At 58.9% G+C, this 26028-nt stretch carries 20 protein-coding genes and 1 tRNA gene; 7 read left to right on the top strand and 14 right to left on the bottom strand.

What is annotated here, in order from left to right; genetic code table 11:
* Nucleotides 1–34: 34 nt before the first annotated feature.
* Nucleotides 35–1459 (top strand): APC family permease, encoded by a 1425-nt coding sequence (locus tag C4S68_RS15365; RefSeq protein ID WP_103933970.1) that lies wholly within the window; start codon nucleotides 35–37, stop codon nucleotides 1457–1459.
* Here the strand turns inward: C4S68_RS15365 and ligA are convergent.
* On the bottom strand, nucleotides 1456–3585 hold the full coding sequence (gene ligA, locus C4S68_RS15360; protein ID WP_103934140.1) for an NAD-dependent DNA ligase LigA: 2130 nt from the start codon (nucleotides 3583–3585) through the stop codon (nucleotides 1456–1458). The two genes, C4S68_RS15365 and ligA, sit on opposite strands and share 4 nt — an antisense overlap.
* A gap of 108 nt (nucleotides 3586–3693) precedes the next feature.
* On the opposite strand from ligA, the gene C4S68_RS15355 reads away from it, so the two are divergent.
* The 3 genes from C4S68_RS15355 to C4S68_RS15345 all read left to right on the top strand — a co-directional run bounded on the left by C4S68_RS15355 (nucleotide 3694) and on the right by C4S68_RS15345 (nucleotide 4296).
* Entirely contained in the window at nucleotides 3694–3966 is a 273-nt protein-coding gene (locus C4S68_RS15355) for an oxidative damage protection protein (RefSeq protein WP_103933969.1), read from the top strand.
* Between the two features lie 8 nt (nucleotides 3967–3974).
* The gene (locus tag C4S68_RS15350) at nucleotides 3975–4169 is read left to right on the top strand and encodes a hypothetical protein (RefSeq protein WP_103933967.1); all 195 of its coding nucleotides are present in this window, start codon (nucleotides 3975–3977) and stop codon (nucleotides 4167–4169) included.
* Nucleotides 4170–4219: 50 nt separating this feature from the next.
* Nucleotides 4220–4296 (top strand) — tRNA-Pro (locus tag C4S68_RS15345).
* Between the two features lie 69 nt (nucleotides 4297–4365).
* Here C4S68_RS15345 and C4S68_RS15340 read toward each other — a convergent pair.
* The 9 genes from C4S68_RS15340 to C4S68_RS15295 all read right to left on the bottom strand — a co-directional run bounded on the left by C4S68_RS15340 (nucleotide 4366) and on the right by C4S68_RS15295 (nucleotide 12592).
* A complete protein-coding gene (locus tag C4S68_RS15340) occupies nucleotides 4366–5553 on the bottom strand; it encodes a tyrosine-type recombinase/integrase (RefSeq protein ID WP_235011624.1) in 1188 nt (395 codons plus the stop codon).
* Nucleotides 5550–5774 (bottom strand): helix-turn-helix transcriptional regulator, encoded by a 225-nt coding sequence (locus C4S68_RS23985; protein WP_103933966.1) that lies wholly within the window; start codon nucleotides 5772–5774, stop codon nucleotides 5550–5552. Before C4S68_RS23985 ends, C4S68_RS15340 begins: the two co-directional genes overlap by 4 nt.
* A 115-nt stretch (nucleotides 5775–5889) precedes the next feature.
* Entirely contained in the window at nucleotides 5890–6792 is a 903-nt protein-coding gene (locus C4S68_RS23980) for a tyrosine-type recombinase/integrase (protein ID WP_407641113.1), read from the bottom strand.
* 81 nt (nucleotides 6793–6873) lie between these two features.
* The gene (locus C4S68_RS23250) at nucleotides 6874–7734 is read right to left on the bottom strand and encodes a tyrosine-type recombinase/integrase (protein WP_160115182.1); all 861 of its coding nucleotides are present in this window, start codon (nucleotides 7732–7734) and stop codon (nucleotides 6874–6876) included.
* Nucleotides 7735–8179: 445 nt separating this feature from the next.
* Entirely contained in the window at nucleotides 8180–8398 is a 219-nt protein-coding gene (locus tag C4S68_RS23975; RefSeq protein WP_103933961.1) for a helix-turn-helix domain-containing protein, read from the bottom strand.
* Nucleotides 8399–8723: 325 nt separating this feature from the next.
* The gene (locus tag C4S68_RS15315; RefSeq protein WP_103933960.1) at nucleotides 8724–9359 is read right to left on the bottom strand and encodes a hypothetical protein; all 636 of its coding nucleotides are present in this window, start codon (nucleotides 9357–9359) and stop codon (nucleotides 8724–8726) included.
* A gap of 178 nt (nucleotides 9360–9537) precedes the next feature.
* Complete coding sequence (locus tag C4S68_RS15310) at nucleotides 9538–10443, bottom strand: PD-(D/E)XK nuclease family protein (protein ID WP_103933958.1); 906 nt, start codon at nucleotides 10441–10443, stop codon at nucleotides 9538–9540.
* A 794-nt stretch (nucleotides 10444–11237) separates the two neighbouring features.
* Nucleotides 11238–11867: a hypothetical protein gene (locus C4S68_RS15300; RefSeq protein ID WP_103933955.1), complete on the bottom strand. Its 630-nt coding sequence runs from the start codon at nucleotides 11865–11867 to the stop codon at nucleotides 11238–11240.
* Between the two features lie 377 nt (nucleotides 11868–12244).
* Nucleotides 12245–12592 carry a hypothetical protein gene (locus tag C4S68_RS15295; protein ID WP_146072172.1) on the bottom strand — a complete coding sequence of 116 codons (348 nt, stop codon included), beginning with the start codon at nucleotides 12590–12592 and terminating at the stop codon, nucleotides 12245–12247.
* Between the two features lie 280 nt (nucleotides 12593–12872).
* Here C4S68_RS15295 and C4S68_RS15290 point away from each other — a divergent pair, with 280 nt between their 5' ends.
* Genes C4S68_RS15290 through C4S68_RS15280 form a run of 3 tightly spaced genes read left to right on the top strand, consistent with a single transcriptional unit; the run spans nucleotide 12873 to nucleotide 18865 of the window.
* Nucleotides 12873–14492: a type I restriction-modification system subunit M gene (locus C4S68_RS15290; protein WP_103933953.1), complete on the top strand. Its 1620-nt coding sequence runs from the start codon at nucleotides 12873–12875 to the stop codon at nucleotides 14490–14492.
* A gap of 2 nt (nucleotides 14493–14494) precedes the next feature.
* On the top strand, nucleotides 14495–15721 hold the full coding sequence (locus tag C4S68_RS15285) for a restriction endonuclease subunit S (protein ID WP_103933952.1): 1227 nt from the start codon (nucleotides 14495–14497) through the stop codon (nucleotides 15719–15721).
* Between the two features lie 3 nt (nucleotides 15722–15724).
* On the top strand, nucleotides 15725–18865 hold the full coding sequence (locus C4S68_RS15280) for a type I restriction endonuclease subunit R (RefSeq protein WP_103933951.1): 3141 nt from the start codon (nucleotides 15725–15727) through the stop codon (nucleotides 18863–18865).
* A gap of 158 nt (nucleotides 18866–19023) precedes the next feature.
* Here the strand turns inward: C4S68_RS15280 and C4S68_RS15275 are convergent, their stop codons facing one another.
* Genes C4S68_RS15275 through C4S68_RS15260 form a run of 4 tightly spaced genes read right to left on the bottom strand, consistent with a single transcriptional unit; the run spans nucleotide 19024 to nucleotide 25799 of the window.
* On the bottom strand, nucleotides 19024–21792 hold the full coding sequence (locus C4S68_RS15275) for a DEAD/DEAH box helicase (RefSeq protein WP_160115181.1): 2769 nt from the start codon (nucleotides 21790–21792) through the stop codon (nucleotides 19024–19026).
* The gene (locus tag C4S68_RS15270) at nucleotides 21789–23177 is read right to left on the bottom strand and encodes an EH signature domain-containing protein (RefSeq protein WP_103934138.1); all 1389 of its coding nucleotides are present in this window, start codon (nucleotides 23175–23177) and stop codon (nucleotides 21789–21791) included. Before C4S68_RS15270 ends, C4S68_RS15275 begins: the two co-directional genes overlap by 4 nt.
* Complete coding sequence (locus C4S68_RS15265; RefSeq protein ID WP_103933948.1) at nucleotides 23174–23833, bottom strand: OmpA/MotB family protein; 660 nt, start codon at nucleotides 23831–23833, stop codon at nucleotides 23174–23176. Before C4S68_RS15265 ends, C4S68_RS15270 begins: the two co-directional genes overlap by 4 nt.
* On the bottom strand, nucleotides 23817–25799 hold the full coding sequence (locus tag C4S68_RS15260) for a methyl-accepting chemotaxis protein (protein WP_146072171.1): 1983 nt from the start codon (nucleotides 25797–25799) through the stop codon (nucleotides 23817–23819). The genes C4S68_RS15265 and C4S68_RS15260 overlap by 17 nt, the downstream gene beginning before the upstream one ends.
* Nucleotides 25800–26028: the final 229 nt, after the last annotated feature.

Genomic DNA, 26028 nt, shown 5'->3' with positions numbered 1-26028 from the left:
CTGTACCGAAGGATCTTCCGCGAGGAGTGTGACGTTGCACCACGAGACCGCAACCATCAGCGACGGCCCCAAGACCTCGTTCTCCCCCTCGTTCGGCCTGCGCGAAGGCGCGCTTTCGCCTCTGGAGACGCTCGCGCAGTCCATCTCCACCATCGCGCCCAGCACCTCGCCCCCGGCGACGATTCCGCTGGTCTTCGCGCTGGCAGGACAGGGCACAGCCATCGCTTACCTGGTCGCGACCGCGCTGATGATCCTCGTCGGCCTGTGCGTGGCGGCGTTCGCGCGTGAGTCCTCATCGCCCGGCTCGCTGTACGTCTACACCCGGCGCTCGCTGCCGGAGGCCTGCGGCGCCATCACCGCCTGGGCGCTCTTCTGCGCGTACATCGCGACGGCCTCGGCCGTCATCGGCGGCTTCCTCAAGTTCTCGTTCGTCTTCCTGGACCGCATCCCCGCGACCGCGCATCTTCCGCGCACTCTCACCTCCGTGGCACTCGTCGCCATCGCGGCGGCGACGGCCACATGGGTCGCCTATCGCGACGTGAAGATCTCCGCGCGCATGATGCTCTATATCGAGGCCATCTCCGTCGTGCTGATCTCCATCGTCATCGGGGCGACGCTCTTCCGCCACGGCTGGAACCTCGACCACCGGCAGTTCGCCGTAGCCTCGCTGCTGAAATGGCCGGCCTCGCGCGGCGTGGGCCTGGGCGTGATGCTCGCGATCTTCAGCTTCGTCGGCTTCGAGAGCGCCACTACGCTGGGCGCGGAGGCACAGAACCCGCTCCGCACCATCCCGCGGGCCGTAATCCAGAGCGCCATCCTCTCTGGCATCTTCTTCATCGTCTGCTGCTACGGAGAGGTGATGGGCTTCGCCGGCTCACCCATCGCGCTGGACCAGAGCGATGCTCCCTTCCACTACCTTGCGGGCGCGGCACACATCGGCTTCGCGGCTTCGGTCATCGATGCGGGCGTGCTGGTGAGTGCGTTCGCCGCGACACTCTCCTGCGTCATCGCGTCTTCACGCGTGCTGCTGCTGATGGCTCACGACGGCATGGCGCACAGCAGCTTGAAGCACACCAGCGCGGTGCATGAGACTCCGGGCTTGGCCAGCCTGCTCGCAGGCGCGCTGGCCTTCCTCCCGGCCGCACTGATGGCACTGCGCGGCGCGACGGGCTCGGACATCTACAACTGGGCTGGCACCTTCGCGGTCTATGGGTTCCTCACCGCGTATGGCATGGTCGCGGTCGCGCTGGCCTTCCACCTGAAGAACACCGGCAGGCTCACCGCAGTCACCTTGCTGCTCACAGGCGCAGCCACGCTCGCCATGCTGGCTGCAATGGCGAGCAACTTCTACCCCGTGCCGCCAGCTCCGCTGGTGTACTTCCCGTACTTCTACGCGGCATACCTGGTCGTAGCTGTGGGCTGGGTGATGATGCACCGGCGACGCAGCCGCGTGGCTTAGCCGAGCATCTCCAGCAGCTTCGCTTCGTCGATGACCGCGACGCCGAGCTGCTGCGCCTTCTCGAGCTTCGAGCCAGCCTCATCGCCTGCGACGACGTAGCTCGTCTTCTTCGAGACCGAGCCTGAGACCTTGCCACCGGCAGACTCGATCCGCTCCTTGGCCTCATCGCGAGTCAACGTAGGTAGCGTGCCGGTAAGCACAAAGGTGAGGCCCGCGAAGGCCGTGCCGATCTCCTTCTTCTCGGCCTTCATCTCGACGCCCAGTTCGCCCAGCGCGCGCACCAGCTCCACATTGCGCTCGATGGAGAAATACTCGCGGATGGCCTCGGCCACACGTGGTCCCACCTCGTTGACTGCCATCAGATCGTCGAGGCTTGCGGCTTCAATAGCTTCGATCGTCCCGAACTGCTGCGCGAGTAGCTGCGCGGTGCGCTCGCCAACGAAGCGAATGCCGAGGCCTACGAGCACGCGTGCAAGGCCTGCCTTCTTTGAGCGCTCAATTTGCGACAGCAGAGCGTCGGCAGTTTTCTCGCCGATACGTTCAAGCCCCAGCAGCTGCTCACGCGTGAGCCGGTAGAGGTCTGCGATGCTGTGCACGATGGGCTCGCGCTCGATGACCGGTGCGCCCTCTTCGCTGACCTCTTCTTCTTCACCCAGCAGCGACGCCTTCTGCCCCAGCAGCTGCGCCACCATCGACTCGCCCAGGCCCTCGATGTTCATCACGCTGCGCGCGGCCCAGTGCAGCAGCTCCTCGCGCACGCGGGCCGGGCAGGCGTTGTTCACGCAGCGCCAGTCGACCTCGCCCTCCGCCTTCACCAGCTCCGTGCCGCAGACGGGACAGTGCGTAGGGAAGACGATCTCCTGCGTGCCGCGCTCGTGCTTCGCGTCGCTCACGACTTCGGTGATCTTCGGGATCACATCCCCGCCACGCTCGACTGAGACGCTGTCACCGATACGAACGCCCAGGCGCGCAATCTCATCCGCGTTGTGCAGCGTGGCGCGCGTGACGGTAGTGCCGCCGATAAAGATCGGCGCAAGGCAGGCGACAGGCGTGACCTTACCCGTGCGTCCCACCTGGAAGAGCACGCCTTCGAGCTTCGTGATGCCCGCACGCGCCGGAAACTTGTACGCGATCGCCCAGCGCGGAGCTTTGCCCGTAAAGCCCAGCCGCCGCTGCTGCGCCACCGAGTCCACCTTGATCACCACCCCATCGATCTCATAGGGCAGCGAGTCGCGGATGCCCTCGGCATCAGCGATGAAAGCGAGCACCTCGTCGATGGTCACAACGGTCTTCGCGTGCGTATTCACCAGCAGCCCGCAGGCCCGCAGCGCAGCCAGCGCAGAGCTCTGGTTGGCGAGCAGCGGCTCCCCCGCGTTCTCCCCCGGGCCACGCAATAGGAAGTAGGCGAACATCTCCAGCCGGCGCTGTGCGACGATGTTGGGCTCCAATGTGCGGATGGTGCCTGCCGCTGCGTTGCGCGGGTTGGCTGCAGGGGCCATGCCCTGCGCGACGCGCTCCTCGTTCATCTTCTCGAACGCCGCCTGCGGCAGCACCACCTCGCCGCGCACCTCGAACTCCTGCGGCAGTCCGACGTCCTTCAGCCGCTTCGCGCTGATGTGCAGCGGTACAGAGCGAATCGTCCGCACATTGCTGGTCACATCCTCACCCACCGTGCCATCGCCGCGCGTGACGCCGGACTTGAGCACAGCCTCACCCTTGGCGCCGGCGATATACGTCAGCGCCAGCGAGAGCCCATCGAGCTTCAACTCGCAGACGAAACGCGGCGTCTCTCCGGCAGCCAGGCCGCCCTGCACTCGCTCCGCCCACGCGCGCAGCTCGTCGCCGTTGTAGGCGTTGTCCAGCGAGAGCATCGGCCGCGAGTGCGCGACCTTGGCGAAGCCCTCCTTGGGCTTGCCACCCACACGCTGCGTCGGCGAGTCCGCCGTGACCAGCTCGGGATGCTCGGCCTCGAGCCGCTTCAGCTCGTTCATCCGCGCGTCGTACTGGGCGTCGGTCCAGGTGGGCGCGTCCAGCACGTAGTACTCGTACTCATGCTGGCGCAGCTCCTCGCGCAGCGCTTCAATCTTCTGGTCGGGAGTCAGGTCGGAGGTCGGCTGGGAGCTCATGCACTTCGGATTATAGGGAGCCGGAGGGCTGTCAGAATCGGCGCAGGCCAGCGGCATGGCCTCGGCTTCACGCCCATCGGGTAAACTGGAGTACGGAGGAAGCGCACGATGGCTCATATGGTGTTTTGCACGAAGTATCACGCGGAGATGGAGGGCCTGGACGAGCCGCCATTTGACTCCGACTTCGGGCAGAAGATCTACAAGAACGTCTCCCAGAAGGCCTGGACCGAGTGGCTGGAGCGCCAGAAGATGCTGCTGAACGAGTACCGCCTGCAGCCCTGGACGCGCGAAGCGCAGGAGTTCCTCGTGGAGCAGATGAACGAGTTCTTCTTCGGCGGCGGCGGTGAGCTGCCCAAAGAATACGTGGCGCCCGAGAAGTAGGCAGCGAGATGCAGCTGGAGATTGGCCTGCCCGGCTGGGAAGTTCGAATCGAAGAACGCTCGGCCAATGTGTGGCTGGTGCGGGGCCGGCATGCCTCTGGGGCAAGCTTCGAATTCACGACATCTGCCTCCGACCCGGCGCAGCGAGCGCGGGCGGAAGCTCTAGAGATAGAAGCGCATCTCCGCATCCGCAGTCTGGTGTAGACTGGTTGTACCCCGCGCGAGGCGAATGCCTGGCGCTACAAGAAAGAAGTCGGGACGTGGCTCAGCCTGGTAGAGCGCACCCTTGGGGTGGGTGAGGTCGCTAGTTCGAATCTAGTCGTCCCGACCATTTACTTTCAACAACTTGATCAAAGCTTCTAGATCCTCTGGGTGCAACCTCGGGTGCAGAGGGGTTCAGTTATGCTGCCGCGCCTGAATCAGCTTCATTCAACGCTACCGCCGGCCCAGAAATGAGCGCCGCCAGGGCGTTCTGAGCCTGCCGCTTCTCTTCCGTAATGGCCTGGGCATACAGCTCCATCGTGATGTCGGCAGTTGCGTGTCGCATCAGTTCCTGGGTTGTTTTCAACGACGAGCCGGACGACATCAGTAGCGTTGCTGCCGTGCGCCTGAAGGTATGCCACCCAATCCGCTTCCGAATACCCAACCGCGTCGCCGCGGGCAGGATGTGCCGACGCAGCATCATGTCCGGCCAGTAGGGGAACTCACCGAAAGACACGGGGCTCGCAAAGACCCAGTCTTCGGGTTGCGCGTAATCTGTGCGCTCCCTCCAGGAGGAGAGCGTCACCGCGAGGCCGTCTGACATCGGCAGAGGTTTCCGCGATGTCTCCGTCTTCGGCAATCCCTCCACCTGATCCACTAGGCTGCGCCTGATGTGGATCGCTCGACCATGGAAGTCCAGATCCTGCCACTTCAGCCCGAACAATTCGCCGCGCCGCATCCCCGTGATGGCGGCGAGCTTGGTGACGGTTCGTGCCGGCTCAGAAAGCTCCGCGACGATCGCCTGGATCTCAAGGGGAGTGAGGATGTCCGGCGCATTCACCCGCTTGCTACTGCTGCGCACGAGCGCGATCGGATTGGTCGCTACCCATTGGTAACGCATTCCATGACGGAATAGCGTGCCGAACACTCCCTTCACTTTCGTGCGTGTGGCAGGGGCGTACGGCAATTCAGCGAGCCACCGTTCCACCGCCACTGGCGTGACGTCTTGCAAGCGGTAGTCGCCCCACCTCGGTAGGATCAAGTCGTTCAGGTTATGCTTGTAGACCTGTCTTACGCGAAGCGTATGCTTGCCGCTGGCAAGCTCCACTTCTTCGTAGTGTGAAATTAGCTCCGCGACTGTGCGAGTCACGGGCATCTTCGTCACCTCTGCGTTGATATCGAGCTTGAGACCTTCGATAGCCTTGTGAGCCGCGGATTTTGTCCGCAACTCACTCACCAGCCCGACTATCCGCTTTCGGTACGTCGACGTCCCGTCGCTCCGATACTCGCGCCAGCGATAGATCCAAACATCTCCGCCGGTGCGACGCTTCTCGATTTTCAAAGAACCAGCTTGGTAGCGTTCGCGCGTGTGCGTCATCTTGTTCATGCTGCCTGCCTTTCGGGTTGGGCGGCACGAACGGCTGGATCAGTGTACCGCGAGCTCAGCCACGCGTTGATCTCCGTAGGCAAGAAGACGATCTTGCGCGCGCTCAGGCGAAGGTGTGGGATTCGGCCCTCTCGCGCCCAACGCAGGATCGTGACGGGGTGCAAGGGGATGATCTCTGAAAGCTGCTGTGCCGTGATTGGCTTCTCAATGTTGTTAGACACGTGGTAACTATCCTTGCGGTACTGTGGCCTGGGCCGTTGGCTCCTGGCGTACCAACTGCATCCGCCGCTCGACCTTTTCGGAGGAGTTCTGCCGGGCTAGCTTGATACGCAGTGTTCAGACTGGCGAAGTAAGCCGTACGAACGCCATCGTCGCGTGATACTCGCGAGCGACCCGCTCTGCCTTCATGTGGAAGTAGCGCTGAGTTGTTGCGAGGCTTGAGTGCCCCATGAGCTCTTGAAGCACCGGTGTTGACATACCCGCGTTGACGGCTCGGGTAGCGAACGAGTGCCTAAGCTGGTGCGGATGGATGTGGGGAATTCCGGCGGCTTCGCACGCAGAAGACAGGATGCGCTGGATACTACGGGCACTAATGCGTTCGCCGCGCTCGGAAAGGAATAGTGCAGGGTTAGAGTCATCTTCACGATCCTCTGACATATAGATCGCGATCGCCGCCAAGGCCGGAGGGCCCAGCCGGAAAGACCGACGCTTGTTACCCTTCCCTGTCACTTCACCTTCCCCGAAGTAGTCGGAGCTCCCATCTGGGAGTGATACGCAACGTGCGCTAATGGTGTCTCGGTTGAGACTTCGCAGCTCCGAGAGTCGCAGTCCTGAATACAGGAAGAGCAAGATGATCGCCCTGTCACGTCTGTGACTCACGCTCAACAGAAGTGCCTCGAGCGTGACGTCGTCCACTGATCGAATCCCGACGTTGCGAACTTTGGGACGACGCACAATGCGCGCCGGATTGAGACCGAAAGACTCTGAGTCCTGTTGCGTCCAGTCGAAGTAATCCGACACGACCGCTAGCCTTCGCACAATCGTGGCTGGAGACAGCGCTTGCCCGCGTAGCCGCTGACTCTCGGTGTTTAGGTGCGCCACGTAAGACTCGATCGTCGAAGGCCTCACCTGGTCTATTGAGAGGTTGTTGGTATGGAGGAAGAGCTGGAAGCGCTGAAGATCCTGGCGGTATGCCCGAAGCGTTTCGACGCTTCGGGTCCTGACGGACAGTGACAACATATATTCTTCGATCCGCATAAGTCCTTTGTTTTTAATTGATGGCGGGTAAGCAGTGTTACCCGCCATCCTGTGACTGGTGGTCTACGCCGCCCTGCGCCGGGCATACTCGTTCAGCGAGATGACCGGAGCGATGCGCTCCTGAGGCCTCGCCGAGAGCTTCTGGAATGCCTCCTGGTACTGGCGCTGGATGGTCTCCGGCATCACCTGGATGTACCGCTGCATCGAGGTGAGGTCCTTCCAACCGCCAAGCAGCTTGAGCACCGACAGTTCCAGACCGTTGTTCATCAGCTTCGTGGCCCAGGTGTGGCGGAGCCGATGAAACGAGAAACCATGCGCAGGCGAATCCTGTCGGAGGAAGAGGTTGTGAAACTGCATGCAGAGTGTGCTGTTCGAGTAGGGCCGCCCCCTCAAAGAGAGGAGCAAGTGGTCGTCCTCTCCGCATGGCAGACGACGCTCAAGCCACCGGCTCATATGCAGCGCGACCCGGTCATGATAGGGGACATCACGTTCTTCCAGATTCTTGGTGGGTAGTCGCACATGGATGGTCTGCCTTAGCGTGTCGACATCGACAACCCGAATGTTGGCTACTTCACCGATGCGGAGCCCGCACTCTTCGCCAATTGCGGCCGCGAGCATCAGTTCGAGCCGCCCGCTTCCCTCGATCAGATCGCGGATCCCGCTCAGCTGCTCGTCGGTATAGGGCCTCGGAAGCCTCTGCGGCCTCTTCTCGTAATGCAGCCTCGAGATCACCGGGTTGCGCAGCATCATGGAATCGTCTTCTGCCATCAGGTAACGGTAGAAGGTACTCAAGAATCCGATTGCGTTGTCTGCGGAGCGCTCCCGCCGACGCTCCGAAGCGATGTACCGCGTTACCATCGACGGCGTGATTTCGTTGACGGTATTAGCGCCTTCAACGCTGTGAGCATAGGCGAAGAAGGACACAAGACCAACCTTGACGGACGTCAGGGTCTTTCCCCTGTAGTGAAGAGCGCGGCCGAGATAATTCTCGATTACGGACCTGAACGGTCCCGCCGGAGCAAAGTTCTCATCTTCGATGCCGAGAATCTGGTGTTCTCGCGAGCAGTAGACACGCTTGCCCACACGACCGCGACTATCGAAAATCTCGGAACCGCAGTACCGACAGTGGCCCGCCAGATGTGACTCCTTGTGATACTTCGCCCGGCACTTTGTCGAACAGAACGCCAACCTATGGCGCTTGATGACCATAGCGGCCCGGACGATGACCTCGCATCCACGCCGATCGCACTTCCGGGCCGGGCGGTAAGTAGTCGGGATCATCTTGTTGCGCTGCACAATGCGCTTCGCCCCGTGTGGGACGGTGCGGGCCTCAGGCTCGGTGTTCTGCGGCTCGACCGGCGGCAGAACGCTATCCAACTGACTTGACATCCTTCGTCCTTTCAGCAACTCGTTTGTATGTTTCGATCAAGACTTCGAGATCCTTCGAATCGAAGCGAACCTCTCCGCAGAGCCGAATGCCTACAAGCTGACCTGTATTGATCAGCCTGTCTACGTCGTGACGGCTGATGTTGAGTAATTCCTGTACCTGAGCGGCGGAATAAAGCCGCCGCTCCCTCGTGGTTGTCATGCACACTCCCAGTGGTCGTATCACTGCTATCGCGAAGTGAGCTTCGCAGTCGCAAAGGTGATGCTGCCGTTCTTGCTACGCAGGAGGGGAGCACCAAAGGGTGCCCGCTAAATGGGTGCGCGGCAACCACGCAATGGTTATGCCCCCGTCCTGTTTCCAACACTGCTACGGGAGGGAGGGGCTACCAAAATGTCCAAGTAAATCCAACGCATTCGCGGAAGGTGCGGTACGACTCGAGTTGGCTGGCGACCAATCACACAGAGCGAAGGGCGGTTAGTTGCTCGCTGGGATTTTCTCGTCCTGATCACTGAAGGCGTTCTCCAGCTCAAGGCCGCCGGAAGACGATTTCGAGAGTTCGGCGATCCGAGCTAATGCGCGGCAACCCGAAGTAGCGGTCAGGCAACTTCCGACCAGCCAGCCGGTGCAAGGCTTCGTAAAGAAAGCGAGCCTCTTGCTGCGCTTCGGCGCGGATCCCCGCCAGATCACGTACAGACCATCTATTGACAGTTGTGTTCAGCCGGACGTCGTAGCGGACAATGTCAAGCATTTCTCCCAGGTCGTCCAGGGATGGACGGTGCAACACGGGGCAGTTTCCCCACATGGTTAGCACTTCCACAATGTCGTGGCTGAAGAAGCGCTGAAGATCAAACTCGTCTGCCGGCCGTATCCCCGCAAGCAGGGACCGCTGTCGCACCCAGGACATCGACTTCTCAACGGAGTCTAGCCCGATCAGGAGATCGCGAGGCTTTAGAGCATTCCAGAATGCCCTGAGAATTGCAGGCTCGTAGTCGCTGACGAGAGAATGCTCCGTAAGCTTCTGTCCGTCGTCGATTAGCAAGCTAATGGCGATAACAGGTGGATCGGCAGGTGCACAGTCGTAGCGTAGCGCCTGAGGCAATGGTCCGAGGGTTTGGACGTCTAGTGCCACGTAGCGAAGATCTTCTTTTGGATCGATGTTCATTAGTTCCTCTATTCGTTTGGTTTGGATGGGCCGGGCAATCTGGGTCCTATCCTGCTTGAGTTCACATGGGCGTCTTGCAGATGCCGGCGAAGCAACTCGACCGCGACCAATTCCGTTGAGCAGTCTTGGCAAGAAGAAAGGGCACCCAATGGGTGCCCTTCGCAGACCGCATTCCTATTTATTCGGACTCTGCCCAGGCTGCAAGAACTCCGTAGGGGCGCTCTGCCTGAGCAACCGCTGTCACTGTGTCCAACTGCGCCTGACGAACGGAGTCGATCGCACTGAGACGCCGATGATCATGAAGACGCAACCACTGCGTCTGCTCCTGGGAGGTCATCCAGGACCCGCGTGCCGAATCGTTCACGCTGAGGCAGTCGCTGAAACTGGCCAAGATTGCACAATCCTTACACCCTTCGGCGCCGGCTGGCGGTTCCGTCGCATCGATCAGCTTCCTAACCTTGCGAAGCAGCGGTTCAACGATCTCGGCGGGATTGCAGGTGAGTTCCTGGATTACCGGCTTGAAACGCGCAAGCATAGAGTCGCTACTCGTCATCTCGTAGAGTTCCTCGTCATCGAGGCCGGAGATGGCGTAATTGAGCAATGCGAGCCTAGTTGGAGCATTTTCGGGGTCCATCATGGCAATCACCATCGCGTAAAAATTCAGCTGCGCGACATACATTCCATAGAGCGGATGATCCGGATCCTTGGGCTGGGCCGTCTTGTTATCAATAACGAGGACCTCGCCGGACTGAAGCCGCAGCACTAGGTCAGGCAGGCCATAAAGATCGAGACCCGTTTCCTCGTGGCGCCCCGACACGGTGCGCATCGGGATGATCTCGACAACGTCACGGAATGCGCCGAAGTACTTTGGGAGGCGTTCGCCGCGGGAAACGAATGCCTTAACGAGCGCCTTTTCCTGGGCGTCGAGCGTGAACATGATGCCAGGCATGGGGAAGCTGAAGGGCTTCTTGAACTTAGCGCGAAGCAGAGTCCAGAAGCAGCGCAAACAGGCATTGGGGTTGGAGAGCACGCCGATCTTTGACGGGCTCATGCGGGCGTTGGACCACTCACGTGCTGGGGACATGGATTTTCCTTTAGGTTGTGACCGTCGACCTGCGGACGGCCAGACTCTGGTTGCGAGACCATTCGACAAGGTCTGAGGCTTGGAGGTGTGAGAGTCCGCTCCTATGGAGCAGCCCCAGGATGAGAGTGTTTAGGGTGAGCTGGCCCTCATTGATCGGGGCGAATATAAAGGGAGACTTCTTGTGGGGAAGCCGGTTGAACAGGGTCTGAAGGTAGGGAGTGATCCACAGAGAGCCGTACCCGTTACCGCACGGGTAGGCCAAGATGGCATTCCTCCGGTCTAGTTGGTTCCATCGGAGGCGATTGAGGACGGCGATCGAAGTGCCTTGGGAGAGCATTAGCCCAAGCGCAGGTAGTGCACGCTGGTCCGGGCATTTATCTGCCTCCCTCCAAAGCCAGCGGACTTCGTCGTCCGACGGCGTTATTGAACTTCTCATCTTCCCTCCAGTCGAGCGTGGGCTCTATTGCCACATTGCAGCAAAGCAGGAGGGCTACCAAAATGTGCAGGGTAGATACGCAAATAGAGCCGTCCTGATTGTCATAGTTGCGACCGCGCTCGAGCACTAGATTGCCTTTGACGCTTTCGCCAGCAAGCGACAGGGACCGGATGAGCAAGAGGTCGCAACGCCGCTCTTCAGCGGCTACCGATCGGCTATGAGGCTGGGTACGCACGATACCCAGCAAATCCGCGATAGGTCGACGTAGGAGTTCGAGATCATCCTGCCGACAAGAGGATTCAGATTTCGTGGGGTAGGCCTGCCAGCATCCGACCGGCAGGCCAAAGATCGCGGGGGCTTAGCTAATCGGACTCACAGGGATGTCATAGCGAAAGTCACCCCGATGGGACTGCTCATGCTGCCGGCGCTTTGCAGCGATTCGCTGCATGCGACGTATCTGGGTCTTCGTCGGAGGCAGGCGGCGCGATCCAAGTGTGTCAATCAGACCCCAGGCGTCAGGGTCAATGTGATGATCCTTGAGCATGTAGTATGTCGCGGAAATGCTGGAGACGAACCGTACGATATACGCCGATCCCCCCATAGTCTCGTTGACGTCGACACCGCGCCTTTGCTCATTGCCCTTACAACGCTTTCCGCCGTAACAAGCACGTTCCCAGTGGGCTTTCACACGACTGGGATCCATATCTTTGCATTCCAACAGCAGGTGGAAGTGGATTCCGTTACCAGCGAATCCCAGTCCTGACGGTTTGCTCTCTTCTACCCAGAGGATCGCCGTGATGTGGCAATACTCGGCGACCTCTCTGAAGAACGAGTCCCGGAGACCACGCGCAACGGCGGGTGTAAGGCCACGATCCATCGTGAGCGTCACATACCAATCCCACGTAAAGATCGGCGCATTGAAGAACGCTGCAAACTCCTGTCGGAGTTGCAGCTCCTTGCGGGTCGGGTACCGCTGGTAGAACTTCATCCATGTTCCTTTCAGGCATACCGAGTACATCCTGCCGTCTCGGGCAGGTGCCGGAAATCCGGTGGGTTTCGACCGCGGCCGCATATGCGGCCCCTCGTTCTGAAACCCTTCGAATCTTCTGAGGTGGTTGCGTGGGCGCTTTGCCCACTGGTTAACCCTGAGGTACGATCGTGAAGGTGCAGAAGGTGGGTGTCTTCTCTCCGTTCATCGCCCCCGATTCAATCCTTGCGCTTTGGCGCTCTCGGCAGCAGAGAGCGCTATAAACACATTGACATCGCTGAAGAATTGGTCATACGTCTCTTCAGGACAATGTCCCCTTGGGCCTGTTCCTCGGGCCTCGAGAAATGAGCAGCTCAGGGGAAGCCGCTCCAGCGCCTCTAGACGCGGTCAATCGCATTCAGAGCAAGTTGATGTAGCCGGATCACTTCATTGGCTGAAGGTCCCAACGGGACATTGACCCGGGACTTTCCCGAGTCGTCGGCCGGCAAGTCCTCCCCGGCACCTGATCGAGAATCGGCTTCGACGTTCAGGATGGAGATATCCAGCGAGGGGAAGCGCCGCATCCAGGAACGATGCAGGAGCAAGGTCCACCGGGCATCAATTGCGGTTCCCCCAATCGCCACGTCATTCGGCTTCATCAGTTCCCAAAGGCGGCTCAGCAAGTCATCCTCCCTCCGCTCCTCGAGGTGATGTGTGACAACCTGTACGCCGTTGTCGATCAGCATCGCGATGGACGCCACCCTATGAGTCAACCCAACGAAATTTCGGTACCCCGGGGTAAACCCCACGGGGGCAGACCGGATGTCCAGGACGACCCAGCGCCGACGAGGCGTTGGGGGTGCAAGCATATGTGCCTCCAATGAGAAGAGGCGGCTCTAGGCCGCCTTCTCTGTGTGCGTTGATGGTTGCTCTCCCGCCTTTCTTGCCAACGATTTGTTGCAAGCAGGTCTTGGCGGAAAGCGATGTAATACGTTGACTTACGAGGTAAACTCCTACTCAACGCCTATGCAGTGGATTGCCCCTTCCGAGAAAGATGCCGGCACCACGACGCTCGAGAAGCGCCTGTGGGACGCCGCCGACCAGTTCCGCGCCAACTCTGACCTTGCTGCCTCCGAGTACTCGCAGCCGATCCTTGGCCTCATCTTCCTGCGCTTCGCCGGCGTGCGCTTCGACGCCCAGCGCGCCACGCTCGAGAAGGCAGCTGCCGGTTCGCGACGCAGCTCTCGCGTTGACGACCCCGCCGCTTATCACGCATCCGGGGTTCTCTACCTCCCGCCGGATGCTCGCTTCGATTACCTCCTTTCGCTGCCCGAGTCCGCCAACATCGGCAAGGCCGTCAACGAGGCCATGCGCGAGATCGAGAAGCACAATGACCAGCTCGCCGGCGTCCTCCCGCGCACCTACAGCCGCTTCACCAGCACACTGCTGAAGGAGATCCTCAAGCTCATCTCCGAGATCCCTGCGTCGTTGGACTACGACGCCTTCGGCCGTATCTATGAGTACTTTCTCGGCGAGTTCGCCCGCACCGAGGGCCAGGGCGGCGGCGAGTTCTACACCCCCTCCCCCATCGTCCGCCTGCTCACCGAAGTCATCGAGCCCTACCACGGCCGCATCCTCGATCCCGCCTGCGGCTCCGGCGGAATGTTCGTCTCCTCGGCGCGCTTCGTCGCCGAGCACAAGCACAACCCCGCCGCCGAACTCTCCATCCATGGCGTCGAGAAGACCGACGCCACCGGCCGGCTCTGCCGCATGAACCTCGCCGTCCACGGCCTCGAGGGCGACATCAAGCACGGCGGCAACGTCAACACCTACTACGACGACCCGCACTCCGCCATCGGCAAGTTCGACTTCGTCCTCGCCAATCCTCCTTTCAATGTGGATGCCGTCGACAAAGAACGCCTCAAGGATGCGGTCGGACCCAACCGCCGCTTCCCGTTCGGTCTTCCGCGCGCAGACAACGCGAACTACCTCTGGATCCAGCTCTTCCACTCCTCGCTAAACGCTAAAGGCCGCGCCGGTTTTGTCATGGCGAACTCGGCCGCGGATGCACGCTCCTCCGAGCAGGAGATTCGGCAAAAGCTAATCGAGTCCGGCGCGGTCGACGTCATCGTCGCCGTCGGCCCAAACATGTTCTACACGGTCACGCTGCCCTGTACGCTCTGGTTCTTCGACAAGGCCAAGGCCACGACGTCGCGCAAAGACACGGTGCTCTTTCTTGATGCGCGCCACATCTACCGCCAGATTGACCGCGCCCACCGCGACTGGAGCGCTGCACAGATCGGCTTCCTCGCCAATGTCGTAAGACTTTACCGTGGCGAGAAACTGGACTACACCTGCGGCGGTGTTGATGCGGAGGCGAAAATCAAGGATATCTTCGGGACGAAACCGAAGTACGTCGATAGCCTCGGACTTTGCAAGGTGGCCACACGACAAGAAATCGGGGAGCAGGGATGGTCACTCAACCCCGGCCGGTATGTTGGCGTGGCTCCTGGAGAGAGGATCAGCGATGTGGATTTCCATCAACAGTTCGAGGCGCTAAATGAACAGCTCTCATCCCTTAATTCCCAAGCGCGTGAGTTAGAAGTAACTATCGCCCGCAACGCTGCTGAGATCCTTGGAGCTTAAGAATGCCCGAATCTTGGAAAAAGATGGAGATCGGGGAAGTTGGCAGACTAGTCACGGGCCGTACCCCTCCCACTGAGAACCCTGAGTATTTCGGGAATGATTTTCCGTTCATCACCCCTGGGGATATGCATCAGGGTAAATACGTCAGATCGACAACGAGGAGCTTGTCGGAGAAGGGCGCCGCGTTACTCTCCAGGATCAAAGTCCCAGCAGGAAGCGTCTGTGTCTCCTGCATCGGTTGGCAGATGGGTGAAGTTGTGATGACGGAGACGGACTCCTTTACCAACCAGCAAATAAACACAGTAGTCCCGCATGATGAGGTGAATGCCAGCTTTCTTTATTATTCTTTGCTGCCAAGAAAGCAGCAACTTCTGTCGCTGGGCTCCGCAGCTGGAGTCAGGACCCCAATTTTGAATAAGACGGCCTTCAGCAAGCTGACCCTTCGCATGCCGGAGCCGCCAATGCAGCGACGAATTGGGGCCTTGCTGTCTGCCTATGACGATCTGATTGAGAATAACCAGCGACGGATCCGGATACTGGAGAATATGGTCCGCAGTGTCTATCGAGAGTGGTTCGTCCACTTCCGCTTCCCCTGTCACGAAAACCATCCTCGCGTTCCATCACATCTCGGGCAAGTCCCGATGGGTTGGAAGCCGGGAACAATCGACAATATCGCCGCATTTCTCTCTCGTGGCATTTCGCCGAAGTATGATGACGACGGAGAGTCGTTAGTTATAAATCAGAAGTGCATACGTGACCAACGTCTTTCACTCGGCCCGGCCCGCAGGCAATCGAAGATGATCCCCAAAACCAGGATCCTGAGCGTCGGCGATGTGCTCATCAATTCAACTGGGGTCGGAACTCTTGGTCGGGTAGCGCAGGTAGTAGATAAAATCGGCCCCGTCACGGTTGACTCTCACGTAACAATCGTTCGGCCTACACCCGGCACCGACCAACACTATTTCGGGTGCGCTCTTCTTGATCGCGAGACCGAGTTTGAGCGTCTAGGAGTCGGTGCAACGGGACAAACTGAATTGTCGCGAAGGGCTATCGGACAGGTCGAAATGATTATTCCCCCTCTGGAAATTCAGACCGCTTTCGGAGGGGTAGTTGGACCGCTCCGAAAAGCAGTTGTCAGCTACCTGAATCAAAACGAGAACCTTAGAGTAACGCGCGATCTACTCCTTCCCCGCCTTCTTTCAGGTCAAATCAAGTTGGAGGCTAACTAGCCCATGCCACCCTTCTCCGAAAACCTTCTCGTCGAACAGCCAGCCATCGAGCTGTTCCGCTGGATGGAGTGGGAGACGGCATCGGCGGCGGAGGAAACCTTTGGAGCCAACGGTTCGCTCGGTCGCGAGACGAAGAGCGAGGTCGTGCTGGTGCCGCAACTGCACACTGCACTTGAGCGTCTGAATCCCGGCGTGCCTGCGGAAGCCATCACTGCGGCTATTGAAACCCTCATGCTCGACCGTTCGGCGATGCTGCTGCCCGCGGCCAACCGCGAGGTGTACAAGTTACTGAAAGAAGGCGTTCTCGTCACCGTCCGCGACGGCGACCACCACGGCCAGAAGCAAGAACGCGTTCGAGTGATCGACTGGGAGACGCCGCAGGCAAACGACTTCCTGCTGCTCAACCAGATGACCATCACCGGCACTCTCTACACTTGCCGGCCCGACCTGATCGGCTTCGTCAACGGACTGCCGCTCGTCGTGATCGAGCTGAAAAACGCTGGGGTCCCGGCCCGCGCCGCCTTCGACGACAACCTGACGCATTACAAGGCGCAAATCCCAGCCCTCTTCTGGTTCAACGCCCTGATGATCGCCTCGAACGGTACAGACAGCCGCGTCGGCTCTCTGACCGCCGACTGGGACCGCTTCTTCGAGTGGAAGCGCATCGAGAGCGAGGACGAGAAGCGCCGAGTCTCCATGGAGACGATGCTCCGAGGCACCTGCGACAAGACCCGTCTGCTCGACATCGTCGAGAATTTCACGCTGTTCTCCGAGGCCAAAGAAGGCATCGTCAAGATCATCGGCCAGAACCACCAGGTTCTGGGCGTGAACAACGCCATCGCCTCGACCCTGAAGGCCCGCGACGAACGCCACGGCCGCGGCGGCGTCTTCTGGCAGACCCAGGGCAGCGGCAAAAGCTACTCCATGGTCTTCTTCGCGCAGAAGATGATGCGCAAGCAGCACGGCAACTGGACCTTCGTCATCGTCACCGACCGCGTGGAGCTCGACGACCAGATTGCCAAGACCTTCAAAGCCACCGGGGCGGTAAGCGAGACGGAGAGCAAGCAGGTCCATGCGGACAGCGGCAGCCACCTCCGCGAGCTGCTCCAGGGCAACCACCGCTACGTCTTCACGCTGATCCAGAAGTTCCAGTCGCCCGAGCCGCTGAACGACCGCTCCGACATCATCGTGATCACGGACGAGGCGCACCGCAGCCAATACGACACTCTGGCGCTGAACATGCGCTCCTCGCTGCCGAACGCGACCTTCCTGGCCTTTACCGGGACGCCCCTGATCGCCGGTGAGGAGCGCACCAAGGACGTCTTTGGCGACTACGTTTCGATTTATGACTTCCAGCAGTCGATGGAGGACGGCGCCACGGTACCGTTGTTCTACGAGAACCGCACGCCTGAGCTGCAACTCGTCAATCCCGATCTGAATGAGCAGATCTACGACCTGGTAGAAGATGCCGATCTTGATCCGGAGCAGGAAAAGAAGCTGGAGCGCGAGCTCAGCAGGCAGTATCACCTGCTCACTCGCGACGACCGCCTGGAGACGATAGCGAAGGATGTCGTGCGGCACTTCCTGGGCCGCGGCTTCGCGGGCAAGGCCATGGTCGTCGCCATCGACAAGGCTACTGCGCTGCGGATGTATGACAAGGTCCGGAAGTACTGGAATGAAGAGGCTGCTCGTGTCGACATGGAGGTGCAACGTACCGATCTCAACGAATCGCAACACGGCGAACTGTGGCAGCGGCAAGAGCTGCTGAAGTCGACAGATATGGCCCTGATCGTTTCGCCTGCGCAGAACGAGATCGCGGAGATGCAGAAACTAGGTCTGGATATCGCGCCGCACCGTAAGCGGATGAAGGAGTCCCAGCCCGGACTTGACGAAAGATTCAAGGATGCGAAGGACCCGCTCCGCATCGTCTTCGTGTGCGCCATGTGGCTGACGGGCTTCGATGTGCCGAGCTGCTCAACGATCTACCTGGACAAACCGATTCGTAACCACACGCTGATGCAGACCATCGCCCGCGCGAATCGCGTGTACCCCGGGAAACACAGCGGCGTGATCGTGGACTACGCCAACGTCTTTGCATCGCTCGAGAAGGCGCTTGCGATCTATGGCGCCGGCAAGGATGGGAAGTCGCCGGTCAAGGATATCGGGAAGCTCGTCGCGGATCTGGCGGTTAGCCTTGAGGAAACCAGGCAGTTTTGCGTGAACCATGGTGTCTCGATCGACGAAATCGCGCAGACGCCGATCGGCCTCGAGCGTTTGGCACGGCTGGATGATGCGGTGAACGCGTTGATCTCGCCGGACGCGGTGCGCCGCGACTTCCAGGCCCACGAACGGCTGGTGAACACTCTTTATAACGCCCTGAAGCCAGACAAGGCAGCCCTGAACTTTACGGAGTCTGTTCTTTGCTTGAGCGCTATCGCTGAGGCGATGCGTGCCAAGCTCCATCCTGACCCAGTGAACATCTCGGCCGTGATGGCAGACATTGGCGAGCTGCTGGATACATCGATCACTGGCGTCTCGATGCCGAAAGCAGGCGGGGTCGTTTTGGACCTTTCCAAGATCGACTTCGACGCGCTCCAGAAGAAATTCACTCGAGCGAAGCACAAGAACACCGACTTGGAAGTCTTGAAAGCAGCCGTCCGGGTGCAGTTGGAAGAGCTGGTCCGCCTGAACAAAACCCGAGTCGACTTCCGTGCGAGGTTTGAGCAGTTGATCGAGGACTACAACGCTGGGAGCCTCAACATCGAGGAGCTATTCCGCGCGCTAGTAGAACTGAGCCGCAGTCTGACCGATGAGGAGAAGCGGCATGTCCGCGAGAATCTGTCTGAGGAAGAGCTGGTCATCTTCGACATATTGACGCGGCCAGCACCAGATCTATCCACAGAGGAACGAGCGGAAGTGAAAAGAGTCGCGAGGTACTTGCTGGAGCGGCTCAAGAACCTTCTCGTCCTCGACTGGCGGAAGACGCGCCGGGCGCGAGCGTCTGTCGAGGATGCGATCAAGGATCTGCTAGATGAGGGGCTGCCCCGGGCCTTCTCAAAGGATCTCTATGAGCAGAAGTGCTCCGCCGTTTTCGAACACTTCTACGAGAACTACCCCGATCGAGATTTGAATGTCTACCAGTAACGCAATGTCAAAGGCCGAGTTTCCTAGCTGGCGAGGCTGAATAGTCTTGCAGCGAGAAGGCCGACCGGTGGCGGTTGCCCGTGTCATCTGGTGCCGCGACAGGTCAGGACCGTAAGATCGCGAAGTATCATGGACCGCAACGCGCCGACCTTAAAGGATCATGTTGACAGAGAGGCGATGAGTTGCTCACCTGTGTTGTCTTCCGAATCTGCAACTGGTGTGAATCCTTCTTTCGCGAGCGTAGCCCTCGCCAGTTCCTCTCTTCTTGTCATCAACCGATCTAAGAGCTCATCGAAAGAGTCCCTGATCTGACCCGATGGGTCGTAGAGAATTGGTAGGTAGACGCTCACCGGGCGCTGCTGACCTCTCCGATAGGCGCGGTCCGTAGCCTGCGACTCCAGTGCAGGATTCCACCAGCGACCGTAGTGGATGACATGGTTTGCCTCGACGATCGTCAGACCAACACCGGCGACGAAAGGCGACAGCACAATCACGCTGAATCCGGTGCGTTGTTTGAACTCGTTGAGAAGCAACCGACGAGTCTGCGTCGCACCGTTCCTAGCCGAACTTGAGGTTGGTGTATCGCCGTTGAGAATTCGCACGGGGAGGTCGAACTCGTCAGATAGGACCGATGCCAACATGCGTTGTGCGTCCTTATGACGCGCGAAGATCAGAACTTTTTCTCCCTTCTCCCTAATTCGATGGAGGAGATCAACCACGCCCCGCAGTTTTGAGCTGGATGCTCGAAGAGCGGAGCTGGTCTGGTCATCTCCAGAAGACCGTAAGAGAGCTGGATGTTGGTAAAGCCGTGCGAAGTCATTGAGAAGAGTGAGCTTTTGTTTCTTCGCCCCAGCTGATGTCATCCCTTCCGACAGGGTCTTGTGTGCTTCAATCTCCTCCGGGGACATCGGGCACAGGAGCCGCTCCACAGTCTTCTCCGGCAGGTCGAGAACCTCCTGTTTGTTTCGGCGGAGCATGAATGCGCTCGGACGCTGATAGAGGAGTGCCTTCTTGAGGGCACTCACCCCTGACGCTCCGACAGGAGTTTCGAATCGTTGAACAAACTCCCGAGCAGAGCCCAGGAGCCCGGGCTGTGCCGCATCAAAGATGTTCCACAGGTCCAACAGACGAGTCTCTACTGGAGTACCGGTGCATGCCACTCGAAAAGGAGGATCAAGCTTCTTCATCGCATGGGAGATCCGAGAATTCGGTGTCTTATACTCCTGAGCTTCGTCGGAGATAACCATGGACCACAGAGATTGCCCCTCAGGATGGTAAGCAAAGCTGAACTCGTAGTCGCGCAGCGCTTCATAGTTTGTGATCACAACTCGATGCTGACGAATCCGATCAAGGTCGAGGATTGGCTGTCCAAGGACACCCTCCGTGCCAGCGAGGTCCTTCCGCCGAAAACTCCGAAGCGCTGCGCCATAGAGCGGCAGTACCGGGAGGAAGATGTTGCCTTGTTCCCTGAAAAACCGCTTCATCTCATCCTCCCAAGTCTGGTTCTCTAGGAGGATAAGTGGCGCCGTGATCAGAATGGGCCGGTACGGTGGGCGAGGTCGAGAGAGCTCCGGGAACATTCCGCTCTCAATGACCCAAGCTATGAATGTCAGGATCTGGAGTGTCTTACCCAACCCCATGTCGTCGGCGAGCAATACCCCGCGCCGATCGGAAATTTGGCTGCATCGTTGCAGCCATCCAACACCATCTCGCTGATGCGCATCCAGGCGGCAGTCAGTTCCTAGCGCATTGGGAGAAACGAATTCCCAACCGTCGAGGCCAGCGGCGGCCCGAGCGGCCTCGCCAACGTATTCGTCGTCTACTTCGTCTTGGTTGGTGCGGATCAACAGAGTCTTGCGTGGGCTCGAGGATTCAGGCGAGCCTTCCTCAGATTCACCGCCCTGGGGACCACCGTCAGAACCCCAAAGAGCAGCTAGGCTGCTGTCGTCATTCGGAGCTCTTGGTACGGGCTCATACTGGAATGCCCCGATCCCTATTACCCGAGCACTATATGAATCCGGTAAGGTCACATCTCCCGCGATTCCATCGAACACTTGGAGGGGGTCTCGCTCGAGCGATTCCCTGAGCGGCCCTCTTACTCGCTGCACTCGCTTCATCCGTCGGAGGATTTCTTTCTGACCATCCGTCAGCACGACCCGCACTCGCTCACCGCCACTACGCTGCACCGTGTAGAGACCGTGGGCATCGCGGCTCTGTTGGAAGAGAGTACGGAACGTCGCACCATCGAGTGAGGGCGACGTAGGAACGAAGCTGAGAGAGCCGTCGGTCTCCTCGTAAAAATCGAGCCCAATCGAGGAGGGCACGATGACATCGTTACTAGCAAGCCAAGTGTCTAGGGATACATTTACCTCATTCGAAAGTCGTTTGACGTCGGCGAATGCCAGCCAGCTGGCTTGAGGTGAGCGCTCCTCCGCCGGTAAGGAGTTGAATTGTCTGAGGGCTCTGACAAGAGCGTATTGAGCACTATCGAGGTGGAAGCACTCTCCCGTCGCCACACGGCGAAGGTATGGGCCCGCGATGTCCAAAGGAATTGGGGCTCCCCCTAACAGAAAGCTAATTTCGTAGTGGAAGTCCGGCCTACCCAATACACCCCTGCGACCGATCCGAAGTAGGAAGGGACTGGGGTTCGTGAAGAGCCGATGGAGCTTAAGTTCTTCGCGCTCGAGGCTTTCAAAATTCGTGTACGGGACCACGAAGTCTCCGCCCAGGACATCGCCCAGTCCCATCTCCAGAGCCAACTGGACGTCGAAAACCAGCCTTCTTCCCGTAGCGCTCTCGCGAACAACCGCTGGCCACGCCTCGGAAATCTCCCAGGGAAAGCTCGTGCCTCTGTGCGTCACCAACAGTGCATCCTCCGCAGCGCTGATGCGGACAGTCCCATTGAAAACCCGGAGGTCTATCGTCACGGTACGATTCCTATCTTCCGCAGCTTCATCGCCGCGGGATGCTCCCATGCACCCAGGTGGTTAATGCTGTCATCACGTCGTTTGGTGTCGCGAAGCTCTGACATTCCAAAACTTCGCCGTCGGAGAGTCGCGCCATTCGACTCGAAGATAGTCTTCCTGTAAATGCACGCAGCATTACCGGTTTCGCTAAATTCAATGATGATGTAGCGCTCACCCATCGCGTGAAATTCCATGAGGAACGCGCTGCTCGCGTTGGAAGCCGCACTGACGCGTGCCCACATCAAGCCTTTCGCCGCGGGCACACCATCAACCTTTCGCAAGTCTTCGGCTGAAACCGCGACCTGGAAATCTTTGATCGAGCCTCTTCTCGCCGCGTACTTCAGCCAAAAAAGCGCGCGCCGACGATTCTCGTCACTGCCTGGAACGATAAGGTTGAAAAATAGCTGTATGTACTGCGCGGCAAGCCAAGAGACCAAGGTCTCTTTTGCCTCAACCGGAATCTCGCGCCAGTTCGGACCGTTTTCTGGGAGCCGCGGATCACCGAGTTTCGTATGGCGGCCGACAACTTGAATAAGCAGTTGTCGGATCTGCGAATATCGATCGGGCAGATCGCTCAAGATCAAGTCGGCTATACATCGCCGAAGGGTGCTAGGGTCCAACGCGTCCTGGAATACCGTTTCCACAAGCCATTTCGCCTGCTCGCCAACGACAGCATCGGTAGCCACTTTCGGAGTTCTCATAAGAGCATGGGTGGCTCGCAATGCCACCAGGTCGAGACTCTTCACCGCAAGCTGGGATGTTGGCTCCACATAGGCAGACTTCACCACCTCGGCAACAGAAGACCGCTGACGCATCACACGATCAGCAACCCACCCGGTGCCGTTTACGCTAAATAAAGCAACCGCAGTCCTCCAAGAGACTAGAAGAGGGCTCTTGCTCTCTCGATAGCGCGTCTCGAGGCGGCTCACGATGAGGTTCTCAATGTCACCCGGCGGTGCCATCGATTTATGCTCGGGCCGCCAATACCTGAAATAGGCGGCCGCAATTCCTAGGAAGTTCGCCAACCTATCTAGGGGCTCCGGTCGGGCTTGCAGTTCGGCGATGAGTTGCGAACGGAGACAGGTCAGGGGAGAGCCGCAGAGCGTTCTCATCTCTCGGGATGAGAGCGCGTGAGGTCGGAATCCGACGGCGGCCCAATCCTTCCAAACAGTCTCGGGGTCAAGACCAGTGGCTTGGTGGAATCTTGGCGAGCGCTTAGACACCGCATCTGTGAACCTGACCAAGTCCCTTAGACATCGACGCACTTCGATATCATCGAGTGCGGGAATTGCTAAGCCCGTGAGCTGTACCTTGAGTTGTGCGAAAGCCTCCTCTAGATGCTTCATCGGAGCTGCTTCTCTATATTCTGTTCATTTGTGGCTTTGACTCGAATGCGGAAGATCACACGCCGACTCTCTTCATCTGTAGGTTCGGGATCCCGCTGTCCTCTGCCAACAGCCGAAAGCTTTTCCAAGAAGCAGTCCCGCTCCTGTGGACGCGCCTCCAGCGAATGCAGTGCCTCCTTCACGACTGCCATAGATCGTTCCTGACTCAGGGCCAGATTGGCGTTTTCACTCTCTACCCCTGGTTTGCCGGCCCAGCCCTGCTTATCCGTATGCCCCTCGACGACGATGGAGTCTACGCTGGGGGCGTACTTCGCCGCACAGAGAATGGAAGAGAATTTTGGAATGTTCTCGTCGAGCCAGTCGCGTCCTTCAGACCTGAGGTCCGACTTCTGCGTCTCGAATCGCATGAGGTCGCCGGGGACGATGACGAGGATGACATTTTTGTCCCGGGGATCGAGCTTGAGCCGTTCGTTATCGATTCCCTGAATTTTCAGATCCTTTTGCAGCTTCTTGAGAAGAACATCCGCAACAGCCGCATCCTTCGATGCCGTGTGACTGATGAACGCGAGTAGTAACAGGATAAAAATGACCATTAGCGATGTCATCAAATCCGTCAGCGAGTTGCTGAGATGGTCAGTCTTAGCGGACTCTTCCATCGCCCGCTCCCTTGACCTTCTTAATCTCGTCTTGAATGGCTTCTGTGAAGCCTGTCATCTGCTCAGTGAATTCAGCAACGCGCGTCTCCAAGCCAGTCGAGGCCCGTGGGATGAGCTCGTTGGCGATTTTCACGATGCTGTCGAAGTTCTTTGAAACGCTCGCTTGGTAGTCATTGAATCCTCTGCCGAACTCCTGTAGGACGGCTGCGATTCGCTTGTCCAAGTCTTCCATGACCTTCTCAAACTGTTGGAGGCTGGATGCGTAGCGATTCAGACGCGCCTCTTGATCGTTCAGGGCCTCTTGCACCTTCGTCGCCGCCCCGGAAAGGCGGTCCGCGACAGAAACCTGCCCACTCACAACAGTGCCGAGTGACTGAGCTTGCGCACGAAGATCGGCCGTGTAGCCGCGAACCTCCGCACTTGCAGCACCGAGTTGTTGGAGGGCCGTACCATTCTGTTGCAAGAGTGCTGAGATAAAGCCTTGCGCAGCGGTCAGCTGCTGACTTGCATGCTCGAAGTCGGAACTACGATCCTGAAGGCTGTTCAGCACTCCTTCAAGACGGTCGGTCATCGCTTGGGACGAGGATGCCGCCTGTCCGAGAAGCGTCGACGCAGAATCTTGTGAGGATCTGGTATGAAGCTCGACCTGCGAAACAAGTTGGTCGATCGTCTCCTTCAGTTGATCTCTCAGGGTTTGCATATTGTCCGCAGTTCCTGAGGTAATGCTTGCCAGAACGCCACGCATTACCTGATGCAGTTGTTCGGTTTGTTCGCGTCCGGCCGCCACCTGCTGCATCGTCGTCTCTTCCGCTCGTGCGATCACCCCGTTGAAGGATGCCTGCGTGGCGCCAAACTGGTCGTTCATGGCTGACAGCATGCCGCGCGTAGCTTCGAGCGTAGCTTGCATGTTGGTAAACTCATGGCGCGCGGATCCCGATAGCGCATCTTGGAATCCGCTTGCCATCTTCCCGAGAGCATCCGTCATCGATCGTTCGAGCCCATGCAAGAGTCGCTCGAACTCACCAGTGACTGATGATTGCTTCTGGGCTTCAAGGCCCACGATCGCACCCTGTAGGGTGTCTAGGGACCCCGTCATCCTGTCGAGTGTTGGGCTGAGTTGTTGTTGGAATGCGCCAGCAACCCCGGAGGCCATGGAAATAGCTAACTGAGGAACAACCTGGTCGTTCAGCGCGTCCGTAAACCGCGCGACGACATCAGAGCTTATGTGCTTAACCTCGACGCTGGCATCCTCTGACGACTTCCGAATGTCGAGCAGGATCCGTGCTGTCGTTAAACGCGGGATCACCGCCCGCAGTGTGCTGATCGTATCGGCGTACGCTTTTCTTGCGCGAGCGGACTGAGAATGTTCAAAGAACGTGAAGAGAATACTGCACAGCAGGGCGACGACGGAACTGAGAAACTTTCCCGACAATCCATTGATAAGAATGTCGATGCCAGTAATAGGTTCGACCGCGTTCGCTTTGTCGTAGTGGACGCCGTGAAGTGCCGAGAGAATGGAAACAAAGGTTAGAAATAGGCCAGCACCTGTCAAGACTCCTGGGAGCGACCGATAGAAGTCTCTAGCGATGGATGCCATTACAGTCTCGAATGGCAATACCTCTGTCGGTGGATCCGTAAGGAAGTAGCCTTCGTGCCCGTCGAGACCTTCATATGCTTCAGCGGCGTCTTCACAACGCTGCCACCAAGCCATCAGTGGCCCTGATAATGATCCGCCCTCGGTTCTCAACCGATCAAAGACCTGAGCCGTAGCTCCAGCGTGATGGGCATCGGGTACGTCGTCAACCGAACCGAGGAAAAGGCAAAACTGGCGCATCAGCTTTACAATTCGACGCGTTCTTGCGTACAGGCTCACGGCCCCTGCTGCGGCCACAAGAGCCACCACTGGCGTACCAATCTTTATTGGTAACGGGAGAAGACGGAAAAACTCAACAGTCGGGTTCAGCATGGGAGTGAGTAGAGATTACGAAAGATGTCGCCCCAAGAGAAGAGAAATTCGATCCGACCGTTAGCCGGAGGTCGCGGATGCCAGCTTGGGAGCTATGGTGGGAGCAAGAACCGTGAAATAAGGCTTTGGAGCCCTCTTGAGCACAGTCTCGCGGGCGTGCGGCTAGGCTGCGACTTGTTGCCCGGGAAGAGCTGAGCCGGGTTCCTGTATAGACCTAGCATGGTTGTCA

It is taken from the genome of Bryocella elongata, from assembly GCF_900108185.1.
Lineage (GTDB): Bacteria > Acidobacteriota > Terriglobia > Terriglobales > Acidobacteriaceae > Granulicella > Granulicella elongata.
Note: the sequence above shows the minus strand (reverse complement) of the source record. Positions and strands in the feature narration are given on the sequence as shown.